Here is a 15,691-nt window from a genome sequence, read left to right on the forward strand (position 1 = left end):
ACCTCCAAGTCACCAGCGAGGCCACCACAGCCAAGCTGGTTGCGCTTACGCGCAACGCGCCATGCCTGGCGCACACACAAAAAAGCCCCGACCATCACGGCTCGGGGCTTTTGCTTTTCAGCCTTTTATCAATCGCGTAAATCCGACTCATGAATCGGCTGATCCCGATGGGTCGCCCGCTGATACTGCGCAGGCCACACCGCTTTACGTCCTCCCAGATCATCGTCGGCATGCAGCGGCCAGTATGGATCACGCAGCAATTCCCGCGCGAGGAAGATGATATCGGCCTGACAGGTACGCAGGATGTGCTCGGCCTGTGCGGGCTCGGTAATCATGCCTACGGTGCCGGTGGCGATGCCTGACTCTTTGCGCACCCGTTCGGCGAAGCGCGTTTGATAACCCGGCCCGACCGGAATCTCAGCATTGGCCGCGGTACCGCCCGACGACACGTCAATCAGATCGGCCCCCAGCGTGTGCAGACGTCGCGCCAGCTCCACGGTTTCATCCGGGTTCCAGCCGTCCTCCACCCAGTCGGTCGCCGAGACGCGGACAAACACCGGCAACTCTTCCGGCCACACCGCCCTCACCGCTTCGGTGACTTGCAGCACCAGACGGATGCGGTTTTCGAACGAACCGCCGTACTGATCGCGACGTTGATTGCTCAGCGGTGAAAGAAACTGATGCAGCAGATAGCCGTGCGCTGCGTGCACCTCGACCACACTGAAACCTGCTGTCAACGCGCGCTTGGCAGCGTCGACGAAGGCCTGAATCACTTCGGCGATCTGCTGCTCATCGAGCTGTTTCGGTTGGGTGTGCTGGGGATCAAAGGCAATCGGCGATGGCCCGACCGGTGTCCAGCCGCCATCCTCGGGTTTGACGCTGCCATGTTTGCCGATCCACGGCCGGTGGGTGCTGGCCTTGCGTCCGGCGTGGGCCAGTTGAATGCCGGCCACCGCGCCTTGTGCGGTAATGAAACGGGTGATGCGTTGCAGCGGCGCGATCTGTTCGTCGTTCCACAGACCGAGATCTTCGGCGGTGATCCGCCCGTCGGCCGTGACCGCTGTGGCTTCAGTGAAAACCAGACCGGCGCCGCCCACCGCACGGCTGCCGAGATGCACCAGGTGCCAGTCGTTGGCCAGGCCATCGACGCTGGAGTACTGGCACATCGGCGAAACCGCGATGCGGTTGGGCAAAGTCAGTTGGCGAAGGGTAAAGGGTTCAAGCAGCAGACTCATGGGGCACCTCTCGAATCAGTGGGCAGGCTCCAGGGTTCTGTTTGAAAAGTCGACGAGTGACAGAAAAAGGTGCAGCACCCGCCCCCGCGGGCAAAAATTCGACAGGACGTCACAAGGCCAATCAAGCAGTGCTTAGAGCCTAGTCGACAACCGCCGATGCGGGAGGGTTCAGAGTGATTCAGGGTGTGATAGGACGCTTTCGCGAGCAGGCTCGCTCCCACAAGGACACCACCGTACCTGTGGGAGCGAGCCTGCTCGCGAAGGGCTTAACGCGGTTCGATATGGGCAATCATCAACTGCACGGTCTCGTTGCCGCGAAACTCGTTTACGTCGAGCTTGTAGGCCAGCTCTACCCACTGAATCGTCGGATTCGGCCAGATATCGCGATCAATCCCGAAGGCGATGCCGTCGAGTTTCACCGAGCCGCACTCGCTTTTCAGCACCACTTTCAGGTGCCGCTCGCCAACGACGCGCTGCTCGACCAACTGAAAAACGCCGTGAAACACCGGCTCCGGGAAATGCTGCCCCCACGGCCCGGCGTGACGTAAAGCGCGCGCCAGTTCCAGGTGGAACTCTTCAACCGCCAGAGTGCCATCGGTGAGCATCCGCCCGGTAAGGTCTTCCTCGCGAAGTTGTCGACGCACTTCGGCGTCGAATGCTTCGGCGAACAGCGGAAAATTCTCCTGGCGCAGGGTCAGACCGGCCGCCATCGCATGGCCGCCGTACTTGGCGATCAGCGTCGGGTGTTGTGCGGCCACTACGCTCAAGGCATCGCGAATGTGGAAGCCTTGCACCGAACGTCCCGAGCCCTTGAGCAGCCCATCGCCGGCATCGGCGAAGGCGATGGTCGGGCGGAAATACCGTTCTTTCATGCGCGAAGCGAGAATACCGATCACCCCCTGATGCCATTCAGGATCGAATAAACACAGACCAAACGGCATCGATTCGACCGGCAAGTCCTTGAGCTGTGCCAGTGCCTCGCGCTGCATGCCCTGCTCGATGGATTTGCGATCCTGGTTCATGCCGTCCAGTTGCGCGGCCATTTCCCGGGCCAGATGGGCGTCAGCCGTGAGGAGGCATTCGATGCCCAGGCTCATGTCGTCCAGGCGCCCGGCGGCGTTCAGACGCGGGCCGACGATAAAGCCCAGATCGGTGGAAGTGATGCGCGCAGCATCACGCTTGGCCACTTCCAGAATCGCCTTGATCCCCGGCCGCGCGCGCCCAGCGCGAATCCGCTCCAGCCCCTGGTGAACGAGGATGCGGTTGTTGGCATCCAGCGGCACCACGTCGGCAACGCTGCCCAGGGCCACAAGGTCAAGCAGTTCGCCAATGTTCGGTTGGGGCTTGCTTTCGTACCAGCCGAGGCTGCGCAGGCGCGCGCGCAGCGCCATCAAGACATAGAAAATCACCCCGACGCCGGCCAGTGCCTTGCTCGGGAATTCGCAACCGGGCTGGTTCGGATTGACCAGCGCATCGGCCTGCGGCAGCTCATCGCCGGGCAAATGGTGGTCAGTAATCAGGACTTTCAAACCCGCACGCCTGGCCGCTGCGACGCCTTCGACACTTGAAATACCGTTATCCACGGTAATCAGCAATTGCGGTTCGCGGGTCAACGCGACGTCGACGATTTCCGGCGTCAGGCCATAACCGTATTCGAAGCGGTTGGGCACCAGATAATCGACATGGGCTGCGCCCAGCAGGCGCAAGCCAAGCACACCGACGGTGCTGGCGGTGGCGCCGTCCGCATCGAAGTCACCGACGATAAGAATGCGCTGATGCTGTTCCAGCGCGGTCACCAGCAAGTCCACCGCCGCATCGATGCCCTTGAGCTGTTGAAACGGAATCAACCGCGCCAGACGCTTGTCCAGCTCTGCCTCCGATTGCACGCCCCGCGCCGCGTACAGGCGGGTCAGCAGTGGTGGCAAATCACCCAGGAAGGGCAGCGTGGCAGGCAGTTGACGAGGTTCGATACGCATGGGGTGACGGAGACTTCTCTTCAGTACGTGGGATTAATCAGCAGTGCCGCGACCTCAGCCGCGCTCGCCTTGCAGCCATTGCAGCTGGACTTCGTGCTGACCGCGGTCGTCGGTGACGAAGATCGTCCCTTCGCTGATCATCACGTCCCACTTGATCACGCGGGGCATGTCCTTGGCGAGGGTCTCCAGCACTTCCTGCGGGACCGCGGCGATGTTGACGTTCTTCAGGTTCTTGATCGCCGGGATCACCTTGGTTTCCCAGACGCGCAGACTGCCGTAGGCCAGCAGACTGGTGCGCTCGGTGCGGCGCGAGCACCAGGTCAGGCGATCGGCGTCTGGCTGGCCGACTTCGATCCAGTGCAGGACGCGGTCGTCCAGACTCTTTTCCCACAGCGCAGGTTCATCCACGTCTGACAGACCACGGCCGAACGACAACTGCTCGTTGTACCAGAGAGCGTAGGCCAGCAGCCGCACGGTCATGCGCTCTTCGGTCTCCGAAGGGTGACGGGCGATGGTCTGCTTGACGCTCTCGTAGACGCTGCGGTCGAGGTCGGTGAGGTTCAGTTCAAATTTGTAGGTGGTGGACGGCTGGGCCATGAACGGGCTTCTTGATACGAGGAAAGTCGGCAAGTCTAACCGATGCGGCAGGCAATCATCGAATTGATGGCGATCAACCTGCGGCGCCTGACAGCCGGCTATGTTAAAACGCTGTATCCGCACAACGTCGTCCTACAGGATCGAGTATGCCGTTCGCCAACAAACCGCTCAGCGGTGTTAAAGTCATTGAATTGGGTACGCTGATTGCCGGGCCGTTTGCCTCACGCATTTGCGGCGAGTTCGGCGCTGAAGTCATCAAGATCGAGTCGCCGGACGGCGGTGATCCGCTGCGCAAGTGGCGCAAATTGTACGAAGGGACTTCGTTGTGGTGGTTTGTGCAGGCGCGCAACAAGAAGTCGCTGACGCTCAACCTCAAGCACCCCGACGGTTTGGCGATCCTGAAAAAACTGCTCGGCGAAGCCGATATCCTTATCGAGAACTTCCGCCCCGGCGTGCTGGAAAAACTCGGCCTGGGCTGGGACACCCTGCACGCCCTCAATCCAAAACTGGTGATGGTGCGCCTGTCCGGATTCGGCCAGACCGGCCCGATGAAAGATCAGCCAGGTTTCGGCGCGGTCGGTGAGTCCATGGGCGGCCTGCGTTATATCACCGGCTTCGAGGACCGACCGCCGGTGCGCACCGGGATCTCCATCGGCGATTCGATTGCCGCGCTGTGGGGCGTGATTGGCGCGTTGATGGCCCTGCGGCACCGCGAGGTCAACGGCGGGCTTGGCCAAGTGGTCGACGTGGCCTTGTATGAAGCCATTTTCGCCATGATGGAAAGCATGGTGCCGGAATTCGATGTGTTCGGTTTCATCCGCGAGCGCACCGGCAACATCATGCCCGGCATCACGCCCTCCTCGATCCACACCAGCGCCGACGGCAAACATGTGCAGATTGGCGCCAACGGCGATGCGATCTTCAAGCGCTTCATGCTGATCATCGGCCGCGAAGACCTCGCCAATGACCCGACGCTGACCAGCAATGACGGGCGCGACAATCGCCGCGACGAGTTGTACGGCGTGATCGATCGTTGGGTCAATTCGTTGCCGCTGCAAAGCGTGCTCGAGCTGCTCAATCAGGCCGAGGTGCCGGCCAGCCGGATCTTCAGCGCCGAGGATATGTTCAGCGATCCTCAGTACCTGGCCCGGGAAATGTTCCTGCACGCCAAGCTGCCCGACGGAAAGGACTTCAAGATGCCGGGCATCGTGCCGAAACTCTCTGAAACACCAGGCAGTTCCGAATGGGTCGGACCGCAGCTGGGTGAACACAATGCGCAGGTACTGCACGACCTTGGCTACGACGAAAAACAGATCGCCCGGTTGCGCGAAGATGGCGCCATTTGAGCTGAGCCCCCTCCAGACATCCGGCAACAACCGAGCCCGTCACGGGTGGACATGGCGGCTGTTCGGCCTGATGTTTCTGCTCACCGTGTCGGCCGGAGCGCAGGCGAAACCGACCTTGATCTGGCTGCTGCGCGACTTGCCGCCGATGACGATACTGGAGGGTCCGAAACAGGGCCAGGGCGTGATCGATCAACTGATACCGCTGTTGATCGCCGGCATGCCGCAATATGAACATTCACTGATGCGAGTCAACCGCGCGCGCGGCCTGCAAATGCTCCATGAAAACCCCTTTGCCTGCGATCCGGCGCTGCTGTGGAGCCGCGCGCGCGCGCAATGGATTGCCTATTCGATCCCGGCCGTTCGCGCCGTAAGCAATGGACTGGTGGTCCGTCAGCAGGATCGAAACATGCTCAAGCCCTATCTGGTGGCAGGCGAGGTCAACCTGTCCGCTCTGTTGGCGGGTGGCGAGCGAAAAGTTGGCGTAGTCGCCGGGCGCAGCTATGGCGAATTTCTCGACAGCGTCCTGGACAGCGCCCCGGGCAGCGCGCTGACCGTCCATTACGCTGACGATGCGCTGAGCAATCTGCTGTCCATGCAGCGTATGGGTCGACTGCAGCTGGTGATGGGCTATTGGCCGGAAATCCGCTATCAAGCAAAACAGGCGCAGATTGCCGAGGATGAGCTGGCGTTTTACTCGATCCAGGGCACCGAGAAATATCTCTCCAGCTACGTCGGCTGTTCCGATACAAAGCTGGGACGGCAGGCCATCAAGGAGATCAACCGGTTGCTCCGCGCCCTGCCCCGCGAGCCGCTGGACCAGCGCTACGCCGCGTGGCTGGACCCTGAGCGCCAAACCGATTATCTGGAACACGCCCGGGCGTTTTTCAAGGATCAGGCTGCCCGATGAACAAACGCCGGGCAAAAAGAAACCCCGAGTAGTGGGGAGACAACCCGGGGTTAAACGTGGTCTGTAAAAAGACCCGTAGCAGCAAGCGACAAGCACCGGAGCACAATGCTTGATCCTGCTGTTATGGGGTCTGACTGACAGGGATGCAGGAAGGTTCCCACAAAATAAATTTCATCTTCAGAGCAGCGCACGCTTGTCCAGCGCTGCATTGCGTAACGCTGCGATGACGCAGGGTTCCAGCCGTCCTTCGGCAATCATCACGTCACGGTGCAAGCCATCGACGACATCCGTCAGCAAGCGTTTGTCGCTTAACTGGGCCTGATTGAATTCGCGTTCAACGACAATCGCGCCATTGCCGTTCTTCAGGGTGACCAGGCATTCGCCATGGCTGCCGCGAGGGGTCAACGTCACGTGATACGGGCTCAGAGCCTCACCGAGCAATAGACTGATACTTTCCATCTCGATCTCCACTCAATAGTCCGAAAACATTGTGCCTGGGGCGTGCTCACAATAAGTGACCATCGGCCCGAGAAGAAAGTTCTGCCTGCAGGCGCCTCGATCCGGGCATGGCGCCGGCCTGACAGAGCATGCCTGGCGAAGATTACAGAACAAAAACGACCCGCTTCAAGCCCCGACAGGCTGCAACGGGGTCAACAGGTAGTTGTCCAGCAGGCCTCGCATCAATACCGCCGAGACCGGCGTTTGCAAGCGCCCGAGCAGGCGCAGGCGATGCTCGTACAACAAGGGTTCGAGATCGCTCAGCAGGCTCGCGGCGACCGAGCCCAGCAGGATCAGGGCACGCGCCTCTTGCTCGACCGCCAGATGCCGGATCAGGGCCAGGCCCTCGCCGCCCTTGAGCTGCGGATCGCAAATGGCGATGTCAACCGCACCGCGATGCCCCAGCGAACACATGGCCGAGGCCAGCGACGGCGCCGTCAGTACGTCATAAATGCCAACGGCATTGAGCATTTGGTGCAATGCCATCAGCTGGAACGGGTTAGGTTCGAATATCAGGACTTTAAGCGAGCGCATGGGCGACCTCTGGAACGACAATCGCGGACTCTCACCGCATTTGTCGTTCACTCTAGGGCAGGCGTCTTAAGCCTCCCATCAGAAAAGTAGCCGCGTCTTATAGGACATTTCCCATCTTCAATGCAGACATCTGCATCCGCTCTCTACCCGACGCTGGGTGATGTCCGTCCAGCCTCCCAGCAATCCGCGTAATTTGCCGTCGGCACTGTAAAACGGCACCGTCCACTGATAGACCTCGCGCGGCCCGCTCTTGAACTGCAACTGACGATTACTGAAGCGCGCTTTACGCGTGCGCAGTTGCACCATGAACTCATCGTGCAGCGTCCTTGCGGTGGTTTCCGGCAGCGCGTCGACCTCGAACAACAGCCGTCCTTGCACTTGATCCAGGCGAACCGAGAGCGCCTCTTCGTAACTGCGATTACACAGAATCAAGCGTCCCTGCAGGTCACGCACGAACAGCGGATCGGGCATTGAATCGATCAACGCCTGCTGAAACGCCAGTTGATCGCTCAGATCCTTTTCCGCTTCGCGGCGCAGCTTGATCACCGCCGTCAACCGCCGGTTCCACACCAATGACAGCAGACCGAACAGCCCCAGCCCGCCCATTCCCCAAAAACCCCACTGTGCCAGCCGTTGACTGACCGACGGCACGGGCACCGGTGTGATGCCCTCCAGCCATTTCAGGCGAATGGATCGCAGTTCAGCGGCGGGAAACGCCTCCAGCGCCTTGTTGAGAATGCTCAGCAGCACCGGCAAGCCCTTGCGTACGGCCAAGTGGTCGGCCTCCCATTTGCCTTCGACCAGTCCGCCGACCTTGAGCAAGCCCAGCGGATAAAGCTGCGCGCCGATTTCGTTTTCGATGGTCGCGTAGGCTTCGCCACTCTCGACGAGCGCCCGAGCCTCGGCGTAGGTTTTGACCGAGCGTATGTTTATCGCCGGGTAGTCACGCCGAATCACGTCCTCCAGAGCATGCCGCGCCGGTAGCACCACTGTGCGCTGGCTCAGTTGTTCAAACGACTCCACCGCCGGCGCGCCGGAGCGCCCGACAAATACCCAGCCCGCCCCGCCGAAGGCATGGCTGAAATCCAGGAACAGCTTGCGCTCATCGCTCATCGCCAACGTTGTGCTGATATCCGCCGACCCGCTTTCGAGGCGTTCGAGCATGTGATCGGTGGAGAATGACTCCTGATGCTCGAATTGCAGTCCGGTCATCGCGCTGACGCGTTTGAGTACGTCGTTGTTGAGGCCACTCCAATGTCCGTGCTCATCCTGAAACAGATACAACGGGTACTGCACCGAGGCCACCGCCACTGTAGGGTTTTCACGAATCCATTCACGTTCATGCTCTTCCAGCTCGATAGGCTCAATACCGCTGGCCACAGCCTCCCCATGCAACGCCAACTGCGCCGCCATCCCTGCCTGCCCCCAGCCGAGCACTGCCAATAACAACAACCAGCCCAGTGCCGGTTTAACACCTCTATAAAACCGCATTGCCACTTCCTTCGTGATCGGCTCACCCGTCCTTCGAGGGTGAAAACCCGAGCAGTGTGGCAGCAGAAACAAAAAAGCCCGTCAGGAGACGGGCTTCAAAATGTGACAGCTTTTGCAGGCTTAGAGCGGTTTGCCGCGGTTGCCATGCTGGCTGACAAAGGCCTGCACGGCTTTCAGCTCGTTTGGCAGAACAGTGCAGCGCTCGTTTCGCTCAAACAAATCAGAAAGATGTGCAGGTAGTTCGAGCGCTTTTCCTACACCGGCTTTCTCGACCGCGTCCGGAAACTTGACCGGGTGGGCGGTGCCGAGAATGACCATCGGGATGTCCAGGCTGCGACGGCATTCGCGCGCGGCCTTCACACCGATGGCAGTGTGCGGGTCAAGGACTTCACCCGTCTGCTCGTAGACTTCAGCGATGGTTTCGCAGGTCTGCGCATCGTCTACGGCCAGTGAGTCGAACAGCTTGCGCGCTTCGGTCCAGCGCTCTTGCTCGACGCTGAAGCTGCCGTCCTTTTTGAACGAGTTCATCAGGCCGGCAATCGCCGCACCATTGCGACCGTGCAGGTCGAACAGCAGGCGTTCGAAGTTCGACGACACCATGATGTCCATCGATGGCGACAGCGTGGCGTGCAGGGTTTCCTTGACGTACTGATTGCCGCTCATGAAGCGGTGCAGGATGTCGTTGCGGTTGGTGGCGACGATCAACTGGTTGATCGGCAGGCCCATGTTCCGCGCCAGGTAACCGGCGAAGATGTCGCCGAAGTTGCCGGTCGGCACCGAGAACGACACCGAACGTGCCGGCCCGCCCAACTGCAGGGCAGCGTGGAAGTAGTAGACGATCTGGGCCATGATCCGCGCCCAGTTGATCGAGTTCACTGCGACCAAGCGCGTGCCCTTGAGGAAGCTCTGGTCGGCGAAGCTGGCCTTGACCATTTCCTGGCAGTCATCGAAGTTGCCTTCGATGGCGATGTTGTGAATGTTCTCGCCGAAAATCGTCGTCATCTGCCGACGCTGCACTTCCGACACACGGTTGTGCGGGTGCAGGATGAAGATGTCGACGTTTTCGCAGTGCTTGCAACCTTCGATGGCGGCCGAACCGGTATCACCGGAAGTGGCACCGACGATCACCACGCGCTCGCCGCGTTTTTCCAGCACGTAGTCGAGCAGGCGACCGAGCAGTTGCAGGGCGAAGTCCTTGAACGCCAGGGTCGGGCCGTGGAACAGCTCCATCACCCATTCATTGCCATTGAGCTGACGCAGCGGCGCGACGGCGCTGTGGGCGAACACGCCGTAGGTTTCTTCAAGAATCTTTTTGAAATCGGCGTCCGGAATGCTGCCGGTGACGAACGGGCGCATCACCCGGAAAGCCAGTTCGTGATACGGCAGGCCGGCCCAGGAAGCGATCTCTTCCTGGGTGAAACGTGGCAGGTTTTCCGGAACGTACAGACCGCCGTCGGTCGCGAGACCGGCCAGCAGGACGTCTTCGAAATTCAGGGCCGGTGCCTGGCCGCGAGTACTGATATAACGCATAGGGGCAAACCTTTGGTTTGAGCTGCAAGCGGTAAGCTGCAAGCTACAAGTGAAAAGCGGCTGTGCTTTTACTTGCAGCTTGAAGCTTGAAGCTTGCCGCTGCTGTTAATTCAAATGTTCGACACGGATCCGTACAACCGGGCCGTCGACACCCGCCAGCGCTTCAAGGGCGGCGATCGCATCGTTGATGCGCTGCTCCACCACGCGGTGGGTCAGCAGGATCATCGGCACCAGACCGTCATGCTCTTCGACTTCTTTCTGCATGATCGATTCGATATTGATGCCGCGCTCCGAGAGGATGCTCGCCACCTGTGCCAGTACGCCCGGATGGTCCTTGGCCTGAATGCGCAGGTAGTACGCGCTTTCGCAGGCTTCGATCGGCAGGATCGGATGGGCCGACAGCGAATCCGGCTGGAAGGCCAGGTGCGGCACACGGTTTTCCGGATCGGACGTCATGGCGCGAACCACGTCGACCAGGTCGGCGATCACCGACGAAGCCGTCGGCTCCATGCCCGCGCCGGCGCCGTAAAACAGCGTCGAACCGGCCGCATCACCGTTGACCATCACCGCGTTCATCACGCCGTTGACGTTGGCGATCAGGCGATCGGCCGGAATCAGCGTCGGGTGCACGCGCAGTTCAATGCCCGCGTCAGTGCTGCGCGCGACACCGAGGTGCTTGATGCGATAGCCCAGCGCTTCGGCGTAATTGACGTCAGCAGTGGTCAGCCTGGTGATGCCTTCGGTGTAAGCCTTGTCGAATTGCAGCGGAATACCGAATGCGATCGATGCCAGAATCGTCAGTTTGTGCGCGGCGTCGATGCCTTCGACATCGAAGGTCGGATCGGCTTCGGCATAGCCCAGCGCCTGCGCTTCGGCGAGCACGTCTTCGAACGTACGGCCCTTCTCGCGCATTTCGGTGAGGATGAAGTTGCCGGTACCGTTGATAATCCCCGCGACCCAATTGATGCGGTTGGCCGACAGGCCTTCACGAATCGCCTTGATCACCGGAATGCCACCGGCCACTGCTGCTTCGAATGCCACGATCACGCCTTTCTCGCGTGCCTTGGCGAAAATCTCATTACCGTGAACGGCTATCAGCGCCTTGTTCGCGGTGACCACATGCTTGCCATTCTCGATGGCCTTGAGTACCAGCTCGCGGGCAACGGTGTAGCCGCCCATCAGCTCTATGACGATGTCGATCTCAGGGTTCGTGGCCACTTCGAAGACATCGTTGGTAATCGCAATACCGGTCGTCTGGAACTGAGGCTTTGGCGTGCGCATGGCAATTTGTGCCACTTCGATCCCACGCCCGGCACGACGAGCAATTTCCTCGGCGTTGCGCTGAAGTACGTTGAAGGTCCCGCCACCGACGGTCCCTAACCCACAGATGCCTACTTTGACCGGATTCACTGTGAACTCCCCATGAAACGGCCGACTCGAGGTCGGCCGGAAAACAACCGCGTGCTCGCGGCTCTCTATTAATGGCCCGGTGAAGTGACCACCGGACCATGATCGTCAAGGCTGACCGTGACGATGCGAATTACTTCGCGCCCAGCGCCAGTTTGGCGACTTGTGGCGCAGGCTGGTAGCCCGGAATGACTTGTCCGTCGGCCAAAACGATGGCCGGTGTACCGTTCACGCCGATCGACTGACCGAGTGCGAACTGTTTGGAAACCGGGTTATCGCACTTGGCGGCCTTGATTTCCTTGCCATCGACCATTTTGTCCATGGCAGCTTTCTTGTCTTTCGAGCACCACACGGCTTGCAACTGCTCGTCACCTGGCGAATTCAGGCCCTGACGCGGGAACGCCACGTAGCGCACTTCGATGCCGCGCTTGTTCAGCTCGGGCACTTCAGCGTGCAGTTTGTGGCAGTACGGGCAGGTGGTGTCGGTGAACACGGTGATGTGCGATTTGGTCTCGCCCACGGCCGGGTAGACCACGGTTTCGGCCACCGGGATGGCGTTGATCAGCTTGGAAATGCCCAGGCGTTCGGTCTTCTCGGTCAGGTTGACCGGTTTGCCGTCCTTGAGCTGGTACAGGTTGCCCTGAACGATGTACTGACCATCGGCGCTGGCGTACAGCACGCGGCTGCCCTTGAGCTTGACTTCGTACATGCCTGGCAGCGGGCTTGAATTGATGCTTTCTACCGGAACCTCGAGTTCGAGTTTTTCCAGGCTTTGACGAATGGCTTTGTCGGCCGCGTCATCGGCGACGGCAAAGGTGCTCGCCAACGCAATGGCGGCGGCGGCGAAAATCTGGGTCAGACGCATGAGAACTCCTGAAGGCGGACAAATGGAACGTTCAGAACGCCCGTGCGAAACACCGGGTCATGACCGTCCATCGTGCAAACCGGGAAAGCCTAACACATAAGGCCACGGTGGCCGAATGCGCCTGTCGCCACAGGTTTAAACATCTCCGAAGCCCCCCTGTAGGAGTGAGCCTGCTCGCGATAGCGGTCTGTCAGTCGAAGCTGTGTCGTCAGGGCTACAGCTATCGCGAGCAGGCTCACTCCTACAAGGGATTTTGTTCAGCCGCGAGGGTGGTGTTTGGCGTGCAGGTCTTGCAGGCGGGCGCGGGCCACGTGGGTGTAGATCTGGGTTGTGGACAAGTCGCTGTGCCCGAGCAACATCTGCACCACGCGCAGATCTGCACCGTGGTTGAGCAGGTGCGTGGCAAACGCATGGCGCAAGGTGTGCGGCGACAGCGACTTGCCGATCCCGGCGACCTTGGCCTGATGCTTGATCCGGTGCCAGAAAGTCTGGCGAGTCATCTGCTCACCGCGCTGGCTGGGGAACAGCACATCGCTAGGACGGCCGGCGAGTAGTTCGTTACGGCCATCGCGCAGATAGCGCTCGACCCAGACAATCGCCTCCTCGCCCATCGGCACCAGCCGCTCTTTGCTGCCCTTGCCCATCACCCGTAATACACCTTGGCGCAGGTTGACCTGTTCCAGTGTCAGGCTGACCAGTTCAGTCACGCGCAAACCACAGGCATACAGCACCTCAAGCATGGCGCGGTCACGCTGGCCGATGGCTTCGCTCAGATCGGGCGCCTTGAGCAGCGCCTCGACATCGGCTTCCGACAGGGATTTGGGCAATGGCCTACCGAGTTGCGGCATGTCGACGCGTAACGTCGGGTCGACGCTGATCAGCTTTTCCCGCAGCAGATAGCGATAAAAGCCGCGCACACCGGAGAGGAATCTCGCGGTCGAGCGTGGCTTGTAGTTTTGCTCCAGACGCCACGACAGGTGGTCGAGAATCAATTCCCGGCCGGCGTTGATCAGTTCAAGGTTTTTCTCCTGCAACCAGCCGTTGAACAGCGCAAGGTCGCTACGATAGGCGTCGCGGGTGTTGTCGGACAGGCCTTTCTCCAGCCATAAGGCGTCGAGGAATTGATCAATCAGCGGATGGTCGATGGCAGGCATGGATACTCAGGGCAGGGCTTTTTCGCGCGGCGCGCAAATAGACGGTGAATAGGCGCCAGTCTTTCATAGCCGGCCAGATCAAGGAACAGAGAGATTCGCTGAACGAGGCGTTCGAGATGGATTTGCTAAATCGCAGGCAACAAAAAAGCAGCCCGCAGGCTGCTTTTTTCTGCATCGGAAGCTGGATTTAAGCCAGTTTTTCCTTGATGCGAGCTGCTTTACCCGACAGGTCACGCAGGTAGTACAGCTTGGCTTTACGTACGTCACCGCGACGCTTGACAGCCATGCTGTCGATTTGCGGCGAGTAGGTCTGGAAAGTACGTTCTACGCCAACACCGTTGGAGATTTTACGAACGGTGAACGCACTGTTCACGCCGCGGTTACGCTTGGCGATGACAACGCCTTCGAACGCTTGCAGACGGGAACGATCGCCTTCCTTCACTTTCACCTGAACGACAATAGTGTCGCCTGGGGCGAAGGTAGGGATTTCTTTGGTCATCTGCTCTGCTTCGAGTGCAAGGATGATTTTGTTGGTCATGCTGTGCTCCTAAGGTAAATCGTTCGATCTACCATCGATACGTTGTTAACTATCGTCCCGCTCGCGGATGTATTCCTCGAGCAGCTTCTTCTCTTCTCCAGAAAGCGAGCGGCTTTCCAGAAGATCGGCGCGTCGTTCATAGGTCCGACCAAGGGACTGCTGTAAACGCCAACGCCGGATATGCGCGTGATTGCCACTTAGCAACACGTCGGGAACACGCTGATCCGCATACACCTCCGGTCGGGTGTAGTGCGGGCAATCCAGCAGACCATCCGTAAAGGAATCTTCCTCAGCGGAATCCGCATGCCCTAAAGCTCCAGGCAGCAGTCGTGTAACCGCATCGATCAGGACCATGGCCGGCAGCTCGCCGCCAGACAATACATAGTCGCCAATCGACCACTCTTCATCGACATGAGCCTCAATAAAGCGCTCGTCAATGCCTTCGTAACGGCCGGCAATCAGGATCAATGCATCCGATTGTGCCAGCTCGCGTACCGCCGACTGAGTCAGTTGACGGCCTTGGGGGGACAGGTAAATTACCTTCGCCGCCTCCCCGGCTGCTGCCTTGGCCTGAACCAGAGCATCTTCCAGGGGCTTGATCTTCATCACCATGCCCGGACCACCGCCAAACGGGCGATCGTCCACAGTGTGATGCCGATCCGTCGTGTAATCTCGCGGATTCCAGCAGGTCAGCTGCAACAGCCCCTGCTTGACCGCACGACTGGTGATGCCGTAATCGCCAATGGCAGAAAACATCTCGGGAAACAGACTGATCACTTCTACGCGCAAGTTAGCCACGTTTAGAAGTCCGCGTCCCAATCCACCTTCATCTCGCCCGCGGCCAGGTCGACGGCCAACACGCATTGCTCGGTATAGGGCAACAGGCGCTCGCGATCATCCAGGCTGCCAGCGCAAGGCTTGACGACCATTACATCATTGGCGCCGGTTTCCAGAAGATGATCGATTTTCCCGAGCAGCTGCCCAAGGGTGTCGATGACCTTCAGACCTTCCAGCTGGTACCAGTAGTACTCGCCATCGGTCAATTCAGCGAACAGGTTGCGCGGCACGCAGATCTCATAACCGGCCAGAAGACGAGCTTCTTCACGATCATCGAGACCCTTGAGCTTGGCGACCAGGAACTTGTCGCTCCCGCGTCCACTGACCAGCTCGACCTGTTTGACATTGCCTTCGCGCTTGAGCGTCCAGGTTTTGTACTGCAACAGGTTTTCAGTCGGATCAGTAAAGGAATACACCTTCACTTCGCCGCGAACGCCATGAACAGAATAAATTTTGCCAATAACGATCAAATCATCGGCAGCAGCAGGCGTCGCGTTCATATTGCTCAGGCCGCAGCCTTGGCAGATTCCTTCAACAACTGAGCAACGCGCTCAGAAGGTTGTGCACCAACGCTCAGCCAGTAGGCAACGCGCTCTTGGTTCACGGACAGACGGATTTCCTGACCACGGGCAACAGGGTTGAAGAAACCAACCTGTTCTTTGTGGGAGCCGTCACGCGGGTTACGCGAGTCGGTGACGGTCAGGTGGTAAAACGGGCGCTTTTTGGAGCCGCCAAGGGCAAGACGGATTGTTAGCATGTGAACATCGTTCCTGTAG

General features: G+C 59.7%; 16 protein-coding genes. 2 read left to right on the forward strand and 14 right to left on the reverse strand.

Annotated elements, in window-relative coordinates:
- Positions 1-128: 128 nt before the first annotated feature.
- The 3 genes from HU755_RS25540 to HU755_RS25550 form a co-directional block, all read right to left on the reverse strand.
- Positions 129-1,235, reverse strand: coding sequence for an NADH:flavin oxidoreductase/NADH oxidase (locus tag HU755_RS25540; protein WP_186637867.1), 1,107 nt, complete (start codon positions 1,233-1,235; stop codon positions 129-131).
- Between the two features lie 266 nt (positions 1,236-1,501).
- Positions 1,502-3,211 (reverse strand): single-stranded-DNA-specific exonuclease RecJ, encoded by a 1,710-nt coding sequence (gene recJ, locus HU755_RS25545; protein WP_186637869.1) that lies wholly within the window; start codon positions 3,209-3,211, stop codon positions 1,502-1,504.
- A gap of 54 nt (positions 3,212-3,265) precedes the next feature.
- Complete coding sequence (locus HU755_RS25550; RefSeq protein WP_007908961.1) at positions 3,266-3,808, reverse strand: YaeQ family protein; 543 nt, start codon at positions 3,806-3,808, stop codon at positions 3,266-3,268.
- A gap of 146 nt (positions 3,809-3,954) precedes the next feature.
- Here HU755_RS25550 and HU755_RS25555 point away from each other — a divergent pair, with 146 nt between their 5' ends.
- Together HU755_RS25555 and HU755_RS25560 are read left to right on the forward strand one after the other, a co-directional pair.
- Positions 3,955-5,154, forward strand: coding sequence for a CaiB/BaiF CoA-transferase family protein (locus HU755_RS25555; RefSeq protein WP_186637871.1), 1,200 nt, complete (start codon positions 3,955-3,957; stop codon positions 5,152-5,154).
- A gap of 70 nt (positions 5,155-5,224) precedes the next feature.
- Positions 5,225-6,061, forward strand: a complete 837-nt coding sequence (locus HU755_RS25560) for a TIGR02285 family protein (RefSeq protein ID WP_238350047.1) — start codon at positions 5,225-5,227, stop codon at positions 6,059-6,061.
- Between the two features lie 177 nt (positions 6,062-6,238).
- On the opposite strand, the gene HU755_RS25565 is transcribed toward HU755_RS25560, so the two are convergent.
- The 11 genes from HU755_RS25565 to rpsP form a co-directional block, all read right to left on the reverse strand.
- Complete coding sequence (locus tag HU755_RS25565; protein WP_186637876.1) at positions 6,239-6,520, reverse strand: DUF3509 domain-containing protein; 282 nt, start codon at positions 6,518-6,520, stop codon at positions 6,239-6,241.
- A 165-nt stretch (positions 6,521-6,685) separates the two neighbouring features.
- On the reverse strand, positions 6,686-7,093 hold the full coding sequence (locus tag HU755_RS25570; RefSeq protein WP_186551114.1) for a DNA-binding protein: 408 nt from the start codon (positions 7,091-7,093) through the stop codon (positions 6,686-6,688).
- A gap of 117 nt (positions 7,094-7,210) precedes the next feature.
- Positions 7,211-8,584, reverse strand: coding sequence for a transporter substrate-binding domain-containing protein (locus tag HU755_RS25575; protein ID WP_186637878.1), 1,374 nt, complete (start codon positions 8,582-8,584; stop codon positions 7,211-7,213).
- 120 nt (positions 8,585-8,704) lie between these two features.
- Positions 8,705-10,114: a threonine synthase gene (gene thrC / locus HU755_RS25580; RefSeq protein WP_186551116.1), complete on the reverse strand. Its 1,410-nt coding sequence runs from the start codon at positions 10,112-10,114 to the stop codon at positions 8,705-8,707.
- Positions 10,115-10,219: 105 nt separating this feature from the next.
- Positions 10,220-11,524 (reverse strand): homoserine dehydrogenase, encoded by a 1,305-nt coding sequence (locus HU755_RS25585; RefSeq protein ID WP_186551117.1) that lies wholly within the window; start codon positions 11,522-11,524, stop codon positions 10,220-10,222.
- Between the two features lie 130 nt (positions 11,525-11,654).
- Complete coding sequence (dsbC, locus tag HU755_RS25590) at positions 11,655-12,386, reverse strand: bifunctional protein-disulfide isomerase/oxidoreductase DsbC (RefSeq protein ID WP_186621262.1); 732 nt, start codon at positions 12,384-12,386, stop codon at positions 11,655-11,657.
- A gap of 257 nt (positions 12,387-12,643) precedes the next feature.
- On the reverse strand, positions 12,644-13,540 hold the full coding sequence (gene xerD / locus HU755_RS25595) for a site-specific tyrosine recombinase XerD (RefSeq protein ID WP_186637880.1): 897 nt from the start codon (positions 13,538-13,540) through the stop codon (positions 12,644-12,646).
- 187 nt (positions 13,541-13,727) lie between these two features.
- The gene (gene rplS, locus HU755_RS25600; RefSeq protein WP_003175895.1) at positions 13,728-14,078 is read right to left on the reverse strand and encodes a 50S ribosomal protein L19; all 351 of its coding nucleotides are present in this window, start codon (positions 14,076-14,078) and stop codon (positions 13,728-13,730) included.
- A gap of 45 nt (positions 14,079-14,123) precedes the next feature.
- Positions 14,124-14,876 (reverse strand): tRNA (guanosine(37)-N1)-methyltransferase TrmD, encoded by a 753-nt coding sequence (gene trmD / locus HU755_RS25605; RefSeq protein ID WP_090281920.1) that lies wholly within the window; start codon positions 14,874-14,876, stop codon positions 14,124-14,126.
- 2 nt (positions 14,877-14,878) lie between these two features.
- The gene (rimM, locus tag HU755_RS25610; protein WP_186551120.1) at positions 14,879-15,415 is read right to left on the reverse strand and encodes a ribosome maturation factor RimM; all 537 of its coding nucleotides are present in this window, start codon (positions 15,413-15,415) and stop codon (positions 14,879-14,881) included.
- A 5-nt stretch (positions 15,416-15,420) separates the two neighbouring features.
- Positions 15,421-15,672 carry a 30S ribosomal protein S16 gene (rpsP, locus tag HU755_RS25615; RefSeq protein ID WP_003185073.1) on the reverse strand — a complete coding sequence of 84 codons (252 nt, stop codon included), beginning with the start codon at positions 15,670-15,672 and terminating at the stop codon, positions 15,421-15,423.
- Positions 15,673-15,691 lie beyond the last annotated feature (19 nt).

The organism is Pseudomonas sp. SWRI111 (assembly GCF_014268555.1).
Taxonomy (GTDB): domain Bacteria; phylum Pseudomonadota; class Gammaproteobacteria; order Pseudomonadales; family Pseudomonadaceae; genus Aquipseudomonas; species Aquipseudomonas hamedanensis.

Bases quoted from the DNA above. Each gene is read 5' to 3' on its own strand.
- HU755_RS25540 (WP_186637867.1), bottom strand. From the start codon at position 1,235: ATGAGTCTGCTGCTTGAACCCTTTACCCTTCGCCAACTGACTTTGCCC.
- recJ (WP_186637869.1), bottom strand. From the start codon at position 3,211: ATGCGTATCGAACCTCGTCAACTGCCTGCCACGCTGCCCTTCCTGGGT.
- HU755_RS25550 (WP_007908961.1), bottom strand. From the start codon at position 3,808: ATGGCCCAGCCGTCCACCACCTACAAATTTGAACTGAACCTCACCGAC.
- HU755_RS25555 (WP_186637871.1), top strand. From the start codon at position 3,955: ATGCCGTTCGCCAACAAACCGCTCAGCGGTGTTAAAGTCATTGAATTG.
- HU755_RS25560 (WP_238350047.1), top strand. From the start codon at position 5,225: ATGTTTCTGCTCACCGTGTCGGCCGGAGCGCAGGCGAAACCGACCTTG.
- HU755_RS25565 (WP_186637876.1), bottom strand. From the start codon at position 6,520: ATGGAAAGTATCAGTCTATTGCTCGGTGAGGCTCTGAGCCCGTATCAC.
- HU755_RS25570 (WP_186551114.1), bottom strand. From the start codon at position 7,093: ATGCGCTCGCTTAAAGTCCTGATATTCGAACCTAACCCGTTCCAGCTG.
- HU755_RS25575 (WP_186637878.1), bottom strand. From the start codon at position 8,584: ATGCGGTTTTATAGAGGTGTTAAACCGGCACTGGGCTGGTTGTTGTTA.
- thrC (WP_186551116.1), bottom strand. From the start codon at position 10,114: ATGCGTTATATCAGTACTCGCGGCCAGGCACCGGCCCTGAATTTCGAA.
- dsbC (WP_186621262.1), bottom strand. From the start codon at position 12,386: ATGCGTCTGACCCAGATTTTCGCCGCCGCCGCCATTGCGTTGGCGAGC.
- xerD (WP_186637880.1), bottom strand. From the start codon at position 13,540: ATGCCTGCCATCGACCATCCGCTGATTGATCAATTCCTCGACGCCTTA.
- rplS (WP_003175895.1), bottom strand. From the start codon at position 14,078: ATGACCAACAAAATCATCCTTGCACTCGAAGCAGAGCAGATGACCAAA.
- rimM (WP_186551120.1), bottom strand. From the start codon at position 15,415: ATGAACGCGACGCCTGCTGCTGCCGATGATTTGATCGTTATTGGCAAA.
- rpsP (WP_003185073.1), bottom strand. From the start codon at position 15,672: ATGCTAACAATCCGTCTTGCCCTTGGCGGCTCCAAAAAGCGCCCGTTT.